The organism is Saccharopolyspora sp. 6M, from assembly GCF_020176775.1.
In the GTDB taxonomy this organism is placed as follows: domain Bacteria; phylum Actinomycetota; class Actinomycetes; order Mycobacteriales; family Pseudonocardiaceae; genus Saccharopolyspora_C; species Saccharopolyspora_C gregorii.
On the sequence record NZ_JAIUJZ010000131.1, the window covers coordinates 1 to 19,043 of the forward strand.

At 74.6% G+C, this 19,043-nt stretch carries 2 protein-coding genes; both read left to right on the top strand.

From position 1 onward, the window contains the following. The first annotated feature begins 104 nt into the window (after nucleotides 1-104). Entirely contained in the window at nucleotides 105-12,893 is a 12,789-nt protein-coding gene (locus tag LCD31_RS17845; protein WP_308015855.1) for an SDR family NAD(P)-dependent oxidoreductase, read from the top strand. Next, nucleotides 12,890-19,042, top strand: a complete 6,153-nt coding sequence (locus LCD31_RS17850) for an SDR family NAD(P)-dependent oxidoreductase (RefSeq protein ID WP_224959600.1) — start codon at nucleotides 12,890-12,892, stop codon at nucleotides 19,040-19,042. Before LCD31_RS17845 ends, LCD31_RS17850 begins: the two co-directional genes overlap by 4 nt. Nucleotide 19,043: the final 1 nt, after the last annotated feature.

A 19,043-nucleotide genomic window follows, 5' to 3' on the forward strand; every position in this document is an offset into this window, starting at 1 on the left:
CCGTCACCTCGAGCTCGGCCACCTCGACCCCCGCCACCCCGAACTCCACCACTCCGACCGCGAAACCCCACGAGATCCCCGCGGGCGACCTCACCCTGCACCCCGTGTGGGAACCGGCGCGGCTGCTGCGCGGCAAGCCGTTCCCCGCCCGGGACGCGCGGCTGGTCGCCATCGGCCTGGAGCCCGCCGAGCTCGCCGCGCTGCGCGAGCGGCACCCGCACCTGGTGGAGCTCGGCGCCGACGACGCGGACCGGATCACCACCCCCGTCGACCACGTGATCATGCGGTTCCCGACGCGGATCGCGGCGGACGCGGCCGGGCAGATCGCCGAGCAGCGCACCGCGACCCGGCGGCTGTTCCGGGTGCTGCGCGCGATCACCGCGCTCGGCCTGGACGACGAGCCGCTCGGGCTCACCCTGCTCACCCGCGACGCCTTCGACCCGGAGGGCACCGGCACGGCCGATCCGGCGCAGGCCGGGCTGCACGGGCTGCTCGGCGGGCTGGCGAAGGAGCAGCCGCACTGGCGGCTGCGCGCCGTGGACCTCGCCGACGGCGAACCGTTCGTCCCGGCCGAGGTGTTCGCGCTGCCCGCGGACCGGCGGGCGCACCCGTTCGCCCGCCGCGGCGGCCAGTACCTGCGCAGGCAGCTGCTGCCGGTGGCGGACGTCCCGGCACCGGCGGAGCCGGTGCTGCGCCGGGGCGGCGTGTACGTGCTCATCGGGGGCGCCGGCGACCTCGGGGTCGTGCTCACCGAGTACCTGCTGCGCGCCCACGACGCCCGCGTCGTGTGGGTCGGACGCCGCGCCGAGGACGACTCGATCCGGGCGAAGGCCGCGCAGGTCGCCGCCGGTGGCCGCGCCCCCGAGTACCTGTCCGCGGACGCCGCCGATCCGGCCGCGCTGGCCGGGATGCGGGACGAGGTGCTGCGCCGCCACGGCCGCATCGACGGCGTGGTGCACCTGGCGATGGTGTTCAGCCACACGCCGCTGGCCGAGATGACCGAGTCCGAACTGGACGCGACGCTCGGCGCGAAGGTCGACCCGTGCGTGCACTTCGCGGACGTGTTCGCGGGTCACCGGCTGGATTTCCTGCTGCTGATCTCCTCGCTGGTGAGCTTCATCCGCAACGCGAACCAGGCGCACTACTCGGCGGCCTGCGCGTTCGAGGACGCCCGCGCCGCCGAGCTGCGCAAGGCCCTCGGGTTCCCGGTGAAGGTGGTGAACTGGGGCTACTGGGGCAACGTGCCGGATGAGCTGCTGCGCGACGTGACCGCGATGGGGCTGGCGCCGATCGACGCGGCCACCGCGATGGGGGCCATCGAGCGGCTGCTGGCCGGGCCGCTGGACCAGATCGGGTTCATGCGCCTCGGCAGGCCGCTGCCGGTCGAGGGCGCGCTGACCGGGGAAGTCCTGCAGCAGCACCCCGCCTCGCCGAGCGGGACCGTCGAGCCCGCGCCGGTGGCGCTGCCCGCCGCGCTCGCCGAGCACCACGCCGGACCGGTGCCGGGCGAGGTCGACGCGGCGCTGAGCCGGTGCGTCGCCGCCGAACTGCGCGCGGCCGGGCTGGACCCGGCCGGTGATCTGGTGGCACGGCAGGCCCTCGACGCCCGCTTCGACGGCTGGCTGACCGCGACGCTGCGCACCCTCACCGAGCACGGGCTGATCGACGCAGCCGGGAACTGGGCCCCGGGCACCGAGGACGCGGCCGCGGCGCGCGCCGACTGGCAGCGGGAAGCGCCGCGGTGGGCCGAGCTGAACGCGGACCTGCGGGCCCCGCTGCGTTTGCTGGAGCGCACCCTGCCCGCGCTGGGCGACGTGCTGCGCGGGCGCACCACCGCCACCGACGTGCTGTTCCCGCAGGGCTCGTTCGACCTGGTCGCCGGGGTGTACCGGGACAACCGGGTCGCCGAGCACTTCAACGCGGTCCTCGCCGAGCAGGTCGTGGCGCACCTGCGCGCCAGGCGGGCCGCCGACCCGGCCGCCCCGCTGCGGGTGCTGGAGGTCGGCGCGGGCACCGGCGGCACCACCGGACCGGTGCTGGACGCGGTGGAGCGGAGCGGCATCCGGCTCGCCGAGTACTGCTACACCGACCTCTCGCAGGCGTTCCTGCACAACGCGCAGGACACCTTCGGGCCCGGTCGGGACTTCCTCGGCTACCGGCTGTTCGACGCGGCCATCCCGCCGCAGGAACAGGGGCTGGACGCCGGTGCCTACGACGTGGTCATCGCGGCGAACGTGCTGCACGCGACGGAGAACATCCGGCCCGCGCTGCGGCACGCGAAGGCGCTGCTGCGCGGCGGCGGGCTGTTGGCGCTCAACGAGATCAGCGGGTTCTACCTGGTCAACCACCTCACGTTCGGGCTGCTGGACGGCTGGTGGCTCTACGACGACGCCGAACTCCGCGTGCCCGGCAGCCCCGCGCTGTCGCCGGAGAGCTGGCGGCGGGTGCTGCACCAGGAGGGCTTCACCGGGCTGGCGCACCCGGCGGCGGACGCGCTGGCGCTGGGCCAGCAGATCGTCGTCGCGCACAGCGACGGGCTCGCCCGTGCGCCGAGGGGAGAACCGCAGGTGACCGAGCTCGCGCCGGTCGCCGCGCAGGCCGCGCAGGCCGCACCGGTCGTGGAGCGGGCGACCACGACGGTCGGCGACGTGGTGCTGGCCGCGCTCGCCGAGGCGCTGCGGATGCCCGCCGAGCGGATCGGCCTGGAGCAGGCGTTCGCCGACTACGGGCTGGACTCCATCGTCGGCGCCAAGTTCGTGCAGCGGCTCAACGAGGAACTGGGCGTGGATCTGCTGACCACGGTCATCTTCGACTACCGCAGCGTCGCGCAGCTCGCCGCGCACATCGCCGCCGAGCACGCGCCGGAGCTGCCCGCCGTGCCGGAACCGGCCGCTCGGGCGGCGGAAAATGGCGCCCAGGTAAGGGAATCTTCCGTTCTGGTCGGTGAATCCTCCTTCTCGGCAGCGGAATCCTCCTTCCCGGCGGGGCAATCCACTGTTCCGGCCGGCGAATCGACCGACCGGGCAGCGGAATCCGCCGTCGCGGCCGGACGAACCTCGGCGGGCGCACCGGACCCGAGCACCGCCGCACCCGCGGCGCAATTCCGCGGCACCCGGGAACCCATCGCCATCGTCGGCATCAGCGGCCGGTTCGCCGGATCTCCCGACGTGGACGCGCTGTGGCGGCACCTCGCCGCCGGTGACGACCTGGTCGGACCGATCGAGCGCTGGGACCTGTCCGATGTGGACGACCTGGACTGCCGCGCGGGCAGCTTCCTGGACGGCATCGACGAGTTCGACGCGAACTTCTTCAACCTCACCGGCATCGAAGCCACCTACACCGACCCGCAGCAGCGGCTGCTGCTGGAGCAGGCGTGGGCGGCGCTGGAGAACGCCGGGCACGCGAGCGCCGAGCTCAGCGGCCGCCGCTGCGGCGTGTACGTCGGCTGCACCGGCGGCGACTACGCCGACCGGTTCGACGAGGCCCCGCCCGCGCAGGCGGCGTGGGGCAACGCGCCGTCGGTGGTGCCGGGCCGCGTCGCCTACCACCTGAACCTGCACGGCCCGGCGATCGCGGTGGACACCGCCTGCTCCAGCTCGCTGGTCGCGGTGCACCTGGCCTGCCAGAGCCTGTGGGCGGGGGAGACGGAGCTCGCCCTCGCCGGCGGGGTCAGCGTCACCACCACCCCCGGCACCCAGCTCGCCACCGGGCGCGGCGGCATGCTGTCGCCGACCGGGCGCTGCCACACCTTCGACGCCGCCGCCGACGGGTTCGTGCCCGGTGAGGGCGTGGGCGTGGTGGTGCTGCGCCGGTTGTCCGACGCGCTCGCCGACGGCGACCACGTGCACGCCGTGATCCGCGGCTCGGCGGTCAACCAGGACGGCGCCACCAACGGGATCACCGCGCCCAGCGCGCTGTCCCAGGAACGCCTGATCCGGCAGGTGCACGAGGACTTCGGCATCGACCCGGCGGAGATCGGCGTCATCGAAGCGCACGGCACCGGCACCCAGCTCGGCGATCCGCTGGAGTGCCAGGCGCTGTCCGCCGCGTTCGCCGGGGCGCCCGGCCCGATCGCGCTCGGCTCGATCAAGACGAACCTCGGGCACACCACCTCGGCCGCCGGCGTCGCCGGGCTGCTCAAGCTGGTGCTGTCGCTGCGGCACCGGCAGATCCCGGCCTCGCTGCACTTCCACGAGCTGAACCCGTCGATCCGGCTGGACGGCGGACCGTTCCGGGTGAACACCGAGCTGCGGCCGTGGCTCCCGAACTCCCGCGGGCGCCGCACCGCCGGGCTCAGCGGGTTCGGGTTCAGCGGCACCAACGGGCACCTGGTCGTCGAGGACGTCCCGGCCCCGACGCGCGGTGATGCGGGCGGCACCCACCTGTTCGTGCTCTCCGCCCCGCAGCAGGCCCCGCTGCGGCAGCGCGTCGCGGACCTGCGGGCGCACCTGGAGCTCGCGCCGGAGGCGGTGCTCGGCGACGTGGCCCGCACCCTCGCGCAGGGCCGCGACCACTTCGCGCACCGGGTCGCGTTCGTCGCCGCCGGCCGGGAATCGTTGCTGCGGCAGCTGGCCGCGTGGCTGGACGGCGCGCCCGTCGCGGGCGATCCCGGGCACGAGGCGGTGCGGGACCGGTACCTGTCCGGTGCGGCGGTGGACTTCGCGCCGCTGTTCGCCGGGCTGGACGTGCGGCGCACGCCGCTGCCCGCCTACCCGTTCCAGCGCAAGAGCTACTGGGTGCCGGGTGCGCTGCCGAAGCGCTCGGGTCGCGGATCCGCTGCTGCGGAAGGGGAACAGCAGGACGACCGGGTGCCGCGGCTCGCGCTGGACGAGGCGTCGCTGCGCTACCTGGTCGGCGAGCGGGTGCTCGGCGAGCTGTCCCGGGTGCTCATGATGGAACCCGACGAGATCGACCCGCAGGCGTCCTTCTCCGACTTCGGCGTGGACTCGATCCTCAGCGTGAAGCTGGTGCGGGCGGTCAACGCGGCGCTCGGCGTGGACCTGCCGAGCACGGCGCTGTTCGAGCACAGTTCGCTGGAACGGCTGGTGGCGCACCTGCTGGACGCGCACGCCGCCGTCCTGCGCGGCTCGCTCGCCGAACCCGAGGAGCACGCGCTGAACTCGTTGCCCGCCAACGGGTTCGACGTGTCGGCCGGTGCGACGGCCGCCGAGTCCGAGGTCGCCGGCCGCACGAACGGTTCCGCGGGGAACGGGTCGAGCTCGAACGGCCACGGGACCGGCGGTTCCGCGGGGAACGGGACGTACTCGAACGGCCACGGGACCGGCGGCTTCGCGGGGAACGGGACGTACTCGAACGGCCACGGCACGAACGGTTCCGCACCGAGCGGAACGAGCCCGAACGGCCACGGCGCGGGCGGTGTCGTCGAGAACGGGACGACTGATGGTCCGCGCCCCGCGGAGTCCACATCGGACTCCGCGGCGAATCCCCAGCAGGACGAACCGATCGCCGTGATCGGCCTCGCCGCCCGCTTCGCCCGGTCCCCGGACGCCGAGGTCTTGTGGGGCCACCTCGCCGCGGGCGACGACCTCGTCGGCGACGTCACCCGCTGGGACCTCACCGCCGAACTCGGCCCCGACGGGGCGCGGCAGCAGGGCAGCTTCGTCGAGGACATCGACCGGTTCGACGCCTGGTTCTTCCGCATGTCCGGCAAGGAGGCCGCCTGCACCGACCCGCAGCAGCGCCTCTTCCTGGAGGAGTGCTGGCACGCCCTCGAAGACGCCGGCCACGCCGGGGAACGGCTCGACGGCAGCGGCTGCGGCGTCTACGTCGGCGGGCCGCCCAGCGACTACCAGCAGCTGCTCGGCGACGACGCGCCGCCGCAGGCGCTGTGGGGCAACATCTCCTCGGTCATCGCCTCCCGCATCTCCTACTTCCTGGACCTGCAGGGACCGGCGATCTCGGTGGACACGGCCTGCTCCAGCTCGCTGGTGGCCATCCACCAGGCCTGCCAGGACCTGCGGCAGCGGAACACCTCGATGGCGCTGGCCGGGGGCGTGTTCGTCCAGTCCACGCCGATCTTCTACCGGTCCGCGGTGCGGGCGAACATGCTCTCCACCCGCGGGCGCTGCCACACCTTCGACTCCCGCGCCGACGGTTTCGTGCCCGGTGAGGGCGCCGGGGTGGTGGTGCTCAAGCGGCTGTCCGACGCGCTGCGCGACGGCGACCACGTGCGCGGCGTGATCCGCGGCTCCGGGGTGAACCAGGACGGCACCACCAACGGGCTGACCGCGCCCAGCGCCGGATCGCAGGAACGGTTGCTGCGCCGCGTGTACGAGCGCACCGGCATCGACCCGGCGAGCGTGCAGCTCGTCGAGGCGCACGGCACCGGCACCCCGCTCGGCGACCCGATCGAGTTCGCCGCGCTGCGCGCCGTTTTCGGCGATGCGCCCGCGGCCGGGACCGCGCTGGGGTCGATCAAGACGAACGTGGGCCACACCCAGTTCGCCGCCGGGGTCGCCGGGGTGCTCAAGGTGCTGCTCGCGTTGGAGCACGAGCAGCTGCCGCCGACGCTGCACTTCGACGAGATCAACCCGGAGATCCGGCTGGACGGCGGCCCGTTCTACGTGAACACCGAGCTGCGGTCCTGGCCGGAGCCCGCGACCGGGCCGCGCCGGGCGGCGGTGAGCTCGTTCGGCGCCGCGGGCACCAACGTGCACGCCGTGCTGGAGCAGGCCCCGCCCCGGCCGGCCGGGCACGCCGCGCGCCCCGCGTGGCTGGTCGTGCTGTCCGGGCAGGACGAGGAGGTGCGCCGCAGCCAGGTCGAACGGCTGCTCGCGCACGCCGAGCAGCACCCGGAGCTGGACCTCGGGGACGTGTCCTACTCGCTGGCCACCGGGCGCAGGCACTGCGCGCACCGGTGGGCCGCGGTGGTCGCCGACCGCGCGCAGCTGATCTCCGCGCTGCGGGAGTGGCTGCGCGCGGGCACCGCCGAACAGGTCGTCACCGGCACCACCGCCGACGGCCACCGCCGCCGGGACCCGGCCGTGCCGGCGCGCGTCGACGGGCTGCTCCGCGACGGTTCCCGGCCCGCGCTGATCGAACTCGCCGAGTTCTTCGCACAGGGGCTTGACTTCCGCTTCGCGCCGCTGTTCGCCGACGGCGGGTTCCGGATCACGCCGCTGCCGCCCTACCCGTTCGCCGGGGAGCGGTACTGGCCCGGCACCAGCCGGGTCGCGCGATCCCCGCTGGCCGGGGACGCGGTCGAGCTGACCGGACGCGAGTTCTTCCTCGCCGACCACCGGGTGCGCTCGGTGCCGGTGCTGCCCGGGGTGGCCTACCTGGAGTCGGCGGTGCAGGCGGCCCGCGCGGCGGGCGTCGAGCACCCGCGGCTGCGCAACGTCGTGTGGTCCCGGCCGTTGCAGGTTCCCGGACCGGTGCGGTTGCGCATCGCGCTGCGCGAGCAGGGTGGCGGCCACACCTTCGAGATCAGCACCGCTGCCGGGAAGCACGGTCAGGGGCTCGTGGAGGCCGGTCCGGCGGAGCCGGGCGGGCACCTGGACGTCGCATCGCTGCGCGCGGCGTGCGCGCGGCGTATCGAGCACACCGAGTTCTACGCGCACTTCGACCGGATGGGCATCGGTTACGGCCCCGCCTTCCGCGGCGTGCAGGAGCTGCACGTCGGCGACGGGCTCGTGGTCGCCCGGCTGCGGCTGCCGCACGCGGCCCGGGACGGGGCGGACTGGGCGCTGCACCCGGCGGTGCTGGACGCGGCCGTGCAGGCCACCCTCGGGCTGTCGCTGACCGGGGCCGGCGAGGTCGCCGCCGCGCTGCCGTTCGTGCTGGAGGACGTGCGCGTCCACGCGCCGAGCCCGGCCGCCGGGTACGCCGTGGTGCGCCCGGCCGCGGCGGACGGCGGTGGCGCGGTGCGGCGGATGGACGTCGAGCTGTGCGACGAGGACGGCGCGGTGTGCGTGCGGTTGCTCGGGTTCACCGCCCGGCTGCTGCCGGCCGAGGAGCCCGCCGGGGCCGATCGGACCTCCGGGACGGTCCCGCCCGCCGAAGCGGCCGGGGTCACCGGGGCGGCCGGAACCACCCGACCTGCCGGCTCCGCCCGATCCGCCGGAACGGCCGGAACCGCTGACCCGGCGGAACTCGGGAACCCGGCCGCCGACGCCGAACCGACCCTGGTGCACGTCGGCTGGCGCCCCGAACCGGCGACCGCCACCACCGAAGCACCGGCCCGCCGCGAAGTGCTGCTGGCCGGGGCGGGCGTCGACCCGCAGGCGCTGCAGGACCGGCTCGGCGTCCGCTGCGCGGCACTCCCGCACGCCGACGACCTCGCGGAACGCTTCACCGCGCAGGCCGAGTCGGTGCTGGCCCGGCTGCGCGCGGCGATCTCCGCGCTGCGCGACGGACCGGTGCTGCTGCAGGTCGTGGTGCCCGCCGCCGGTGCCGGGCGGATCTCCGCCGCGCTCGCCGGACTGCTGCGCACCGCCCGCCTGGAGCACCCGAAGCTGCGCACCCAGCTCGTCGAGGTCGCCACCCCGTTCGGTGTCGCGGACCTGGCCGCGCTGCTGCGCGCCGAAGCCGCGACCGACGTGGTGGTGGTGCGCCGCGACGGCGAGCACCGCGAGGTGCCGCGCTGGAGCGCGCTGGACGACGCACCGGAGGTCGTGCCGTGGCGGGCCGGTGGCACCTACCTGATCACCGGTGGTGCCGGCGGGCTCGGCGCCACCTTCGCCCGCGCGATCGCGGCCCGCGCACCCGGCGCGCGGCTGGTGCTGGCCGGGCGGTCCGCGCAGGGGCCTGCGGAGCTGCTGCGCGAGCTCGCCGACGCCGGCGCGCACCCGAGCTACCGCCCGCTCGACGTCGCCGACCGCGCGCAGGTCGAGCGCTGCGTGCGGGAGGTGCTGGCCGAGCACGGCGCGCTGCACGGCGTGCTGCACCTGGCCGGGGTGCTGCGGGACGGCTACCTCGCGCGGAAGGACCCCGCCGAGGTACGCGAGGTGCTCGCGGCGAAGGCCACCGGGTTCGCGAACCTGGACGCCGCCACGGCCGAGGTGGACCTGGACGTGTTCTGCGGCTTCTCCTCGCTGTCCGCGTTCGGCAACACCGGGCAGGGCGACTACGCGGCGGCGAACGCGTTCCTGGATGCCTACGCGCCGCACCGCGAGGAGCTGCGGGCCCGGGGGGCGCGGCGCGGCCGGACCCTCGTGGTCGGCTGGCCGCTGTGGGCGACCGGTGGGATGGGCGTGGACGACGCCACCGCCGCCCGGATGCGCGCCGAGGTCGGCATGGTCCCGATGCGTCCCGAGCAGGGCGTGACCGCGCTGCACCGGGCGTGGGGCAGCGGTGAACCGCACGTGCTGGCGATCTGCGGGGACCGGGCGCGGATCGAGGCCACGCTGCTCTCCGGGCCGGAAACCGTTGCGGCGGAGGGGGATCCGGACCGCGCGAGCCTGCTCGCCGAACTCGTCGGGCACGCCGCGGCGGTGCTGGGCGTGCGCGCCGACGAGATCGACCCGGACGTGGAACTCGCCGACTACGGCTTCGACCGGGTGTCGCTGACCGCGCTCGCCGGGCGGGTCGAAGCGGCGCACGGCGGCACCGTCGCCCCCAAGTCCTTCATCGAACGTCCAACCCTGGGAGAGGTCGTGGATCACCTCCTCGAAGACCACGAGTTCGGGTCGCTGAACCCACCGGCCCGGCGCGAGCCCGACTCCCCCGCCGACACCGGGGGGACCGTGCGCAAGGCACTGGTCCGGGAGCTGATCGAGCGGGTCGCGGTGCTGCTGGACGTGCCGGCGAAGCGGATCACCGCCGACGCCGAGCTCACCCGGTTCGGCTTCGACTCGTTGACGCTGACCGGCTTCGCCGACGAGCTCAACGCCGCGTACGGCCTGTCGCTGGCGCCGACGCTGTTCTTCGAGCACCCGACGCTCGGCGAGGTGGCCGACCACCTGCTCGCCGAGCACGCCGTGCAGGTCGCGCCCGCGCCGGAACCGGCACCCGCACCAAGACCGGAACCGGCACCGGCACCCCTCGCCGAATCCGCCGCCACCACTCGCCCGGTGCCCGAGCCGATCGCCGTCATCGGCATGAGCGGCCGGTTCCCGATGGCCGACGACCTCGACCGGTACTGGGAGAACCTGCGCGACGGCCGAGACTGCACCGGCGAGGTCCCCGCCGACCGCTGGGACTGGCGCGAGCACTACGGCGACCCGATCAAGGACCCGAACAGCACGAACGTCATCGCGGGCGGCTTCATGGACGGGGTCGGCGACTTCGACCCGTTCTTCTTCGACATCTCGCCGAAGGAAGCGGAGCTGATGGACCCGCAGCAGCGGCTGCTGATGCTGCACGTGTGGAAGGCGCTGGAGGACGCCGGATATTCGGCCGCGGACGTGGCGGGCACCGACACGGCGCTGATCGCGGGCACCACCAGCACCGGCTACAGCACGCTGGTCACCCGCTACCAGCCGATGATCGAGGGCTACGACATCACCGGTGCCGCCCCCTCGATGGGCCCGAACCGGATGAGCTACTTCCTGGACCTGAACGGGCCGAGCGAGCCGGTGGACACCGCCTGCTCCAGCGCGCTGGTCGCGATGCACCGCGCGGTGCAGGCGCTGCGGGACGGGAAGTCCGCGCTGGCCATCGCGGGCGGCGTGAACACGATGGTCAGCGTCGACGGGCACATCAGCATCTCCAAGGCCGGGATGCTCAGCCCCGACGGCAAGTGCAAGACGTTCGGCGCGGACGCCGACGGCTACGCCCGCGGTGAGGGCGTCGGGTTCCTGGTGCTCAAACAGCTCTCCGACGCCGAGCGCGACGGCGACCACATCCACGGGCTGATCAGGGCCACCGCGGAGAACCACGGCGGCCGCGGCAACTCGCTCACCGCGCCGAACCCGAAGGCGCAGGCCGCGCTGCTGCGCGCCGCCTACACCGAGGCCGGGATCGACCCGCGCACCGTCGGCTACGTGGAGGCGCACGGCACCGGCACCAAGCTCGGCGACCCGGTGGAGGTCAACGGGCTGAAGGCCGCGTTCCGCGCGCTCTACGCCGACGCGGGCGCCGAGGTCGCCGAGCCGCACTGCGGCGTCGGCTCGGTGAAGACGAACATCGGGCACCTGGAGCTCGCCGCGGGCGCCGCCGGGGTGATCAAGGTGCTGCTGCAGCTGCGGCACCGCAGGCTCGTGCAGGGCATGCGCTGCGCCGAGATCAACCCGTACGTGGACCTGGACGGCAGCCCGTTCTACCTGGTGCGCGAGGGGCAGGACTGGGTCGCGCCGCGCGACGCCGACGGCCGGGACCTGCCGCGCCGCGCGGGGGTCAGCTCGTTCGGCTTCGGCGGCGTGAACGCGCACGTGGTGCTGGAGGAGTACGTGCCGCGCCCGGCCGCCGAGCAGCCGCCGACCGGCCCGCTGCCGGTGGTGCTCTCCGCGAGCCACCCCGAGGTGCTGCGCCGCTACGCCGCCGACTGGCTGGCCGCGCTGGACGGGCGCACCGACGCGGAACTGCCCTCGATCGCGTTCACCTCGCAGACCGGGCGCACCCCGATGCGGGAGCGGCTGGCGGTGCTGGCGAGCACCGTCGCCGAGCTCCGCGACGGGATCGCCGCCTGGCTGCGGGGAGAAACCCACCCGAACGTCCACACCGGACAGGTCGTGCGCGGTGCGGAACCGCCCGAGGCGCCGGTGGAATCCGGCGATCTCACGACGATGTCCGAAGTGGACTTGGACCGGCTGGTCCGGCTGTGGGTCGAAGGCGCCGAGGTCGACTGGGCACGGCTGCACACCGGTCCGCGGCCGCGCCGGACGCCGCTGCCGACCTACCCGTTCCGGCTGCGGCGCTACTGGATGGACACCACCCGGCCCGCCGCAGGCGCCCCGCGCCGGCTGCACCCGCTGGTGCACGCCAACACCTCCGACCTCGCCGAGCACCGCTACACCTCGCGCTTCACCGGCCGCGAGTTCTTCCTCGCCGACCACCGGGTGCGCGCCGAGGTGATGTCGGTGGTGTCCGGCTGGCGGCCCGGCACCGACTCCGCCGCAGGCGGCGGGTCCGCGGTGCCGGTGCTGCCGGCGGTGGCGCACCTGGAGCTGGCCCGCGCCGCCGCGGCCCGCTCCACCGGCGAGGAGCTGGGCTGGACGGTCCGGCTGGCGTCCTGGCTGCGCCCGCTGACCGTCCGGGACGAGACCGAGGTGCACGTCGCGCTCACCGCCCGCGCCGATGACGGCGCCGACTACGAGGTGTACGCGGCCGACGGAGCGGGGGAGCGCACCACGTTCGCCCGCGGCCAGCTCCGCCGCCGCCCGCAGGACCCGGCGCAGCGGCTGGACTTGGCGGCGCTGCGCGCGGACTGCGACGGGCCGGTGCTCGACACCGACGCCTGCTACCAGCGCTACCGCGGGTTCGGCATGGACTACGGTCCCGCGCTGCGCGCCGTCGAGTCGCTGCACACCGGTTCGCGCCGGGCGGTGGCCCGGCTGGTGCTGCCCGCCGCGGCCCGCGACGCCGAGTTCGTGCTCAACCCGAGCCTGCTCGACTGCGCGCTGCAGGCCACCGCCGGGCTGTTCCTCGACCAGGGCGATGCGGCGGGCGCCGCGCTGCCCTACGCGCTGCGCGAGCTGGAGGTGCTGCGCCCCACGCCGGAGACCGGCTGGGCGGTGGTCCGGTTCGCCGAGGACGACCACGGCGGCGAGGTCCGCCGCATCGACCTCGACGTGTGCGACGACGACGGCGAGGTCTGCGTGCGGCTGCGCGGCTTCAGCGTCCGCCGGGTCGGCGCCGGGACCTCGGACGCCGGGACCGCGGACGCCGGCACCGCGGAGGCGCCGCAGGACGAGGACGCGCACCTGCTGGACCTGATCGAAGCCATCGGCAGGCGTTCGCTGAGCGCCGACGAGTTCAAGAGGAGCCTCGCATGAGCACCCCGATCGAATCGCTCGACGAACTGCACCTGCTGATCAGCGAGGGCCGGGTCGGTCAGGACGAGGCGCTCCGCTTGCTCCGCGCCTGGAAGAACGGCGCGCCCGCGATCCCGGCCACCGCGGAGGATCCCGGTGCCACCGGAGAAGATCGCGGCACCGCGGCCGGGGCCACCGCGGACGCCGGTGACCTCGCGGAGCAGGTGTGCGAGGTCGTGGTGGAGAAGGTCTGCGGCCTGCTGAAGGTGGACCCCACCGACCTGGACGTGGACGTGGAGCTCAGCGAGTACGGGCTCGACTCCCTGATCATCAGCCAGCTGGTGAACCTGGTGAACGAGTCGCTGGGCCTGGCCCTGGTGCCGACCGGGCTCTTCGAGCACCCGACGCTGCGCGCGTTCAGCGCTTTCGTCGCCGCCGAGCACGGACCGAGCCTGGCGGCGGTCTTCGGCACGGCGGTGGAACCGGAACCCGTTGCGCCGCAACAGATCCCGGCAGCGGTGGTCGCGCCGCCGCCGCAGGTCGATCGGCGACCACCACCGGCCGCCGCCCCACCGGACCGGCCCGCTCCAGCGACCGTACCCGCCGCACCGACCCGTCCCGCCGCACCCACCGCGCCCGCCGCACCGACCCGTCCCGCTCCAGCCACCGGACCCGGCCCGGCCGCCCCGGACCCGGCCGACGACCCGATCGCCATCGTCGGCATGAGCGGCCGGTTCCCGATGGCCGACGACCTCGACCGGTACTGGGAGAACCTGCGCGACGGCCGAGACTGCACCGGCGAGGTCCCCGCCGACCGCTGGGACTGGCGCGAGCACTGGGGCGACCCGCGCCAGGAACCGGGCCGCACCAACGTCAAGCACGGCGGGTTCATGGACGGCGTCGCCGACTTCGACCCGCTGTTCTTCGGCATCGCCCCCAAGGACGCGGTGCACATGGATCCGCAGCAGCGGCTGCTGATGCTGTACGTGTGGAAGGCCATCGAGGACGCCGGGTACTCCGCCGACGACCTCGCCGGCTCCGACCTCGGCCTGTTCATCGGCACCAACGACACCGGCTACGGGCTGCTGTCCGACCGCAGCGCCGCCCGCGGGCGCAGCGTCACCCCGACCGGCAGCGTGCCCTCGGTGGGGCCGAACCGGATGAGCTACTTCCTCGATGTGCACGGGCCGAGCGAACCGGTGGAGACCGCCTGCTCCAGCTCGCTCGTCGCCATCCACCGCGGTGTCGCCGCCATCGAGCGCGGCGAGTGCGCGATGGCCGTCGTCGGCGGCATCAACACCATCGTGGTGCCGGACGGGCACGTGAGCTTCAGCCGCTCCGGGATGCTCAGCGAGGACGGGCGCTGCAAGACGTTCTCCGCCGGCGCCGACGGCTACGGCCGAGGTGAGGGCGTCGGGATGCTGGTGCTCAAGCGCCTGTCCGCCGCCGAGCGCGACGGCGACCACGTGCACGGCCTGGTGCGCGCCACCGCCGAGAACCACGGCGGCCGGGCCAATTCGCTGACCTCGCCGAACCCGAAGGCGCAGGCCGCGGTGATCCGCCGCGCCTACGCGAAGGCCGGCATCGATCCGCGCACCGTCGGCTACGTCGAGGCGCACGGCACCGGCACCGAGCTCGGCGACCCCATCGAGATCAACGGGCTCAAGGAGGCGTTCACCGAGCTCTACGCCGGGGAACCGGTCACCGCGGCGCACTGCGGCCTCGGCTCGGTGAAGACCAACATCGGGCACCTGGAGCTCGCGGCCGGGATCGCCGGCGTGCTGAAGGTGCTGCTGCAGCTGCGCCACCGCACTTTGGTGCGCAGCCTGCACGCGGAGGAGGTCAACCCGTACATCGACCTGGACGGCAGCCCGTTCCACCTGGTGCGGGAGAACCAGGAGTGGGCGGCCCCGCGCGGCGCCGACGGCCGGGACCTGCCGCGCCGCGCCGGGGTGAGCTCGTTCGGCTTCGGCGGTGTCAACGCGCACGTCGTGCTGGAGGAGCACGTGCCGCGCGCCGAGCAGCCCGCGCCCGCGGCGGGCCCGGTGGCGATCGTGCTCTCCGCCGCGACCCCGGAGACGCTGGAAGCGCGGGTGCGCCGCCTCGCCGAGCACCTCGACGCCGGCCGCATCGCCGAGCAGGACCTGCCGAACCTCGCCTACACCCTGCAGGTGGGCCGGGTGGCGATGCCGGAGCGGATCGCGTTCCTGGCGCACTCGGTGGCGGAGGTGCGCAAGCGGCTCGCCACCCACCTCGCCGGGGAGAAGGCGCACGGCCTGCACCGGGCGCGCGCCGAACGCCGCGGCCCGTGGAGCGAGCTGGTCGGCGACGACGACATCGCCGTCGCCATCGACAGCTGGGTGGCGAAGGGCAAGCTGGGACGGTTGCTGAAGCTGTGGGTCACCGGTTTCGACTTCGACTGGCGGCGGCTGCACACCGGCCGGTCGATGCGGCGGCTGCCGCTGCCGACCTACCCGTTCCGCTTGCAGCGCTACTGGATCGCCGACGGGGTGCCCGCTCCCGACGAATCGTCCGCGCTGCCGGAGGCCGCGCCGAAACCCGCCGCGGCACCGCGGCGCTCCGGCGGGCCGCACCGCCGCGAGCTGCACGCCGAGGACTTCTACCTGCGCGACCACCGCGTCGGGGGCACCCCCACCCTGCCCGGTGCCGCCTACCTGGAGTTCGCCCGCGACGCGCTCGGCGCCGACCGCGGGGTGCGGCTGCGGGACGTGACCTGGCTGCGGCCGCTCGCCGTCACCGACCCGCGTTCGGTGCGGGTCGAACTGGACCCGGCGACCGACCGGTTCGAGGTGCGCGCCGACGAATCCGGGGCCGTGCACGCCCAGGGCACCGCGCTCGTCGACCCCGCGCTGACCGGCGACGCCGAGGTGCACGACGTCGAAGCACTGCGCGCGATCTGCCCCGCCCGGCACGCCGGAGCGGAGATCTACGCGCTGTTCGACCGGATGGGCATGGGCTACGGCCCCGCGTTCCAGCCCATCGAGGAGCTGCACCGCGGCGAGGACCTCGCCGTGGCCCGGCTGCGGCTGCCGGCGGCGGCCACCGGTTCGTTCCCGCTGAACCCGAGCATGCTGGACGGGGCGCTGCAGACGACGCTCGGCCTGGTGCTCGGCGAGCAGAGCGGGGAGCCGGGCGTGGCGGCGCTGCCGTTCGCGGTGCGCGAGGTGCAGCTGCTCGGGCACACCCCGAGCTCCGGGTGGGCGGTGGTGCGCCGCGCCGCCGACGACCGCCGCGACTCCGGGGTGCGGCGGCTGGACGTCGACCTGTGCGACGAGGACGGCGCGGTGCGGGTGCGCGTGCTCGGCTTCAGCACCCGGCCGCAGCAGGGCGCCGCGAGCACGCCCGCGCCGGTGGCGGAAGCCGAGCGGGCTCCGGAAGCCGTGCGGCCTGCGGAAACCGGGCGGGCTCCGGAAGTCGTGCGGGCCGCGGAGACCGCACGTGCCGCGGAGACCGGCGACATCGCGCTGCTGCTCGAACCCGCCTGGCGGAGCGCGCCCGCGCCTGCGGACGCGCCCGATCAGCTCAACCACCACGTGGTGCTGTGCGAACTGCCCGACGTCGACGCCACCGCGCTCGGCGGGCTGCTCGGCGGCGGCTGCGAGCACTGGCAGGGCACCGGGAGCATCGAGGACCGCTACACCGGTTATGCGCAGCGGCTGCTGGAGCTGATCCGGGACCAGGTCCGCCAGCCCGCGCCGCGGCTGGTCCAGGTGGTCACCCCGGCCGAGGCGCCGTGGCTCGGCGGGCTCAGCGGGATGCTGCGCACCGCGCACTTGGAGCACCCGAAGCTGCGCACCCAGTGGATCGAGCTCGGCGACCGGCCCGGCACCGCCGACCTCGCCGACCGGCTGCGCCGGGACGCGGCCGACACCGAGCAGGAGGCCGTGCGCCACCGCGACGGCGACCGCCGCACCTCGCGGTGGCGGGAGATCCCCGAACCCGCGCCGGAGCTGCCGTGGCGCGACGGCGGGGTCTACCTGATCACCGGGGGCGCCGGTGGGCTGGGCGCGCTGGCCGCCGAGGAGATCGCCGCGCGGGTGCAGTCCCCGGCGCTGGTGCTCTGCGGCCGCAGCCCCGCCGGGCCCGACCAGGAGGACCTGCTGGCGCGGCTGCGCGCGGGCGGGGCGAAGGCCGACTACCGCAGCCTCGACGTCGCCGACCGGGACGCGGTGTGCCAGGCGGTCCGCGAGGTCGAAGCCCAGCACGGTGCGCTGCACGGCGTGCTGCACGCGGCCGGGGTGCTGCGGGACGGTTTCCTGGCCCGCAAGTCCGCCGCCGACGTCCGCGACGTGTTCGCCGCGAAGGTCACCGGGCTGCGCCACCTCGACGAGGCCACCGCGCACTCCGCGCTGGACTGCTTCATCGGCTACTCCTCGATGGCCGCGTTCGGCAACGTCGGGCAGGCCGACTACGCCGCCGCGAACGCGTTCATGGACGGCTACGCCGCGCACCGCGAAGCGCTGGTGGCCGACGGCGAGCGGTCCGGGCGGACGCTGGTGGTGAACTGGCCGCTGTGGGACAAGGGTGGCATGGGCGGCGACGCCTCCACGGTGACGCTGCTCGAATCGGTCGGCATGCGCCCGATGCGCGCCCGGGTCGGCATCGACGCGCTGCACCGCGCGTGGGCGGCGCGGGTACCGCAGGTCATCGCGCTGGACGGGGACCTCGGGCGGCTGCGGGAGCGGTTCGCGCCCGCCTCCACCGCTGTTCCCGCCGAGGACGCATCCGCCGCGCGGGCCGTCGAACCGGCCCCCGACGCGGGCTCCGGGCCCGGCACGGCTCCCGAACCGGACAGCGGTTCCGGAGCGACGGCCGCCGACCTGGCGCCCGTCGTCGCCGACCTGATGTCCTCGCTGCTGGAGATCGATCCCGCCGAACTGCCGCCGGACGCCCCGCTGCGGGACTACGGCTTCGACTCGATCTTCATGATGCAGCTCCTCACCCAGGCGCAGACGCACATCGACGCCGGCCTGACCCTCGACGTGATCGCCGACTGCGACACCCTGGAGGACGTCACCGCCGCGATCGCCGCCGCCACCGGTGCGCAGGCCGAATCCGCGGTCGCCGAGCCCCCGGTCGCCGAACCCGTGCCGGCCGAACCCGTGCAAGCCGAACCCGTGCAAGCCGAACCCGTGCAAGCCGAACCCGTGCAAGCCGAACCCGCGCCGCCGCTGATCCCGGCCCCGCGCACCGAAGCGGTCCCGGCGGCGCACTTCCCCGAACTGGTCCGGATGAACGGCGTCACCGCGGGCCGCCCGATCTTCTGGGTGCACCACGGCAACGGTGGCGTCGAGTCGTACGCCCCGGTCGCCGCCCGTGCCCGGCGCCCCTTCTACGGCATCCAGCCGAAGGGGTGGATCGACGACACCGAGATCCTCACCGGGCAGATCCCGATGGCCGAGTTCTACGCGGGCCTGATCCTCTCGGTGCAGCCCGAAGGCCCGTACGACATCGGCGGTTTCTCCCTCGGCGGCCTGTTCGCCTACGAGGTGGTGCGGCAGCTGCAGCTGCGCGGCGCCGAGGTTCGCACGCTGGTCATGCTCGACACCCTCGACGCGGACTCCACCAACCGGGCCAACGAGATCATCGTCGGTGGTGACTTCAGCCCCGAGGTGGTGTCGAAGGTCAGCGATTTCCGCGCGGTGAACCTGATCCTCGGCAACAACAGCTTCGAATCGCACAGCGGCGGGATGCCGATCCTGCGCCGGGACGAGGTGGACACGACGCTCGACGGCCCGGCGTTCCTGGACTCGCTGATCGCGAAGGCGCTGGAGCGCGGCGTGAAGAAGACCGAGTCGCAGCTGCGGTCCCGGGTGCGCCAGCTGTCCCGCTACCTGGAGGCCACCCAGGCCGAGCGCTACGAGCTGCACCCGCTGCCGAAGCCCGACGGGCTGAGCTGCTACTACCTGCGCAACGCCAGCCGGGAGTTCTTCGGCGCCTTCCGCGACTACATGGTGCTGTTCCCCAACGACGCACTGGCCACAGTGGACGGAACAGACTACTGGCTGGGGTGGCCGGAGCGGCTGGACGACTTCTTCACCATCGACGTGGACACCTCGATGCACTCCGAGGTGATGACCGCGCCGGCCTCGCTGGAGAAGCTGCTGCGGCTCTGCGACCGGCTGTACGGTCCGGAAGGAGGCCGCTGAC

What these genes read in the sequence shown, in the direction of transcription:
- LCD31_RS17850 (WP_224959600.1), top strand. Translation starts at nt 12,890, where the DNA reads ATGAGCACCCCGATCGAATCGCTCGACGAACTGCACCTGCTGATCAGC.